This is a genomic window from Rhodosalinus sp. FB01 (assembly GCF_041365715.1).
Taxonomy (GTDB): Bacteria; Pseudomonadota; Alphaproteobacteria; order Rhodobacterales; family Rhodobacteraceae; genus Rhodosalinus.
Window position 1 is genome coordinate 1 of record NZ_JBGFSH010000100.1, and the last position, 349, is coordinate 349.

Consider the following 349-nt stretch of genomic DNA (forward strand, 5'->3'; position numbering starts at 1 on the left):
TACAAGATCCTCGGCGCCTGCAATCCGAACATGGCCTGGGAGGCCATGGGTCTCGAGCCGCGGATCGGCGCGATGCTGCCCTGCAACGTCATCTTGCGCTCCGTCGAAAGCGGCACCGAGGTGAGCGCCATCGATCCGGTCGCATCGATGCAGGCGGTGGAAATCGCCGAGCTGCACGAGGTCGCCGGGCAGGTCCGCGACATGCTCTTGCGCGCGGTGGATGCGGCCTGAAGGAGACAGCCGATGAAAACGGCTCATGGTCGGGACGCGGCGCTCGCCTCACTACCGGACGAGCTCGGCTGACGTGCCCCATGAGAGCGGCATTAGTGGGACGGACCAATCGTTCGTC

At 65.6% G+C, this 349-nt stretch carries 1 protein-coding gene; it reads left to right on the top strand.

Going from position 1 to position 349, the window contains the following annotated elements; genetic code table 11:
- On the top strand, positions 1-231 hold a 231-nt coding region (locus tag AB6A65_RS16775; RefSeq protein WP_371039515.1), incomplete at its 5' end, for a DUF302 domain-containing protein.
- Between the last annotated feature and the right edge of the window lie 118 nt (positions 232-349).